1 protein-coding gene is annotated in these 575 nt (G+C 64.7%); it reads right to left on the reverse strand.

The annotated features are described in order from the left end of the window. The coding region (locus PHO31112_RS27375) for an S-layer family protein (protein WP_174995921.1) at nucleotides 1–575 on the reverse strand (575 nt) is incomplete at both ends.

Here is a 575-nt window from a genome sequence, read left to right on the forward strand (position 1 = left end):
CCGCCTTCTGCGTCAGCGTGCTCGATTCGTTGATGAGGTCGCGGCCAGCCTGTGCCACGACGTCCTTGCCGCCGATGCGCCCACCCGTATTGCGAATGTCGCCCGACGCTAAGAGCGCCGTCGTACCGCTGCTGCTAACGGCGCCGAGGTTCACGATGGCGTCGCCAAGTATGGTCGTCGCGGTGTCGCTCACGATCCGACCGCTGTTCTTGACATCCCCCGTGGCGGCAAGCTTCACGCTACCGCCGCCCACCAACGCCCCCGTGTTCGTGAGATCGACCGTATTGGCCTGCGCCAGATACACCTTCGGCACCAACACCGACTGCACCGAGCCGTCCGGCAGCGTCACGTTCTGCGAGACGAGCCACACCATGTCGCTCGTCAGTTGCTTCATCTGCGCGTCCGACAGACCCACCCCGACCGCCAGCCCGAACTGCTTGCCGTACGCCACCCCGTTATTGAGCAGCGCCGTGTACTCGTCCAGATAGTCGGTATAGTCCGCCAGCAGCGTCTTGCCGGTCAGGCCCGTGATCTGGTCGCGCACCAGTTGCGTCTCGTAGAAGCCGTCGCCCAGA

The organism is Pandoraea horticolens, assembly GCF_902459555.1.
Classification (GTDB): Bacteria; Pseudomonadota; Gammaproteobacteria; order Burkholderiales; family Burkholderiaceae; genus Pandoraea; species Pandoraea horticolens.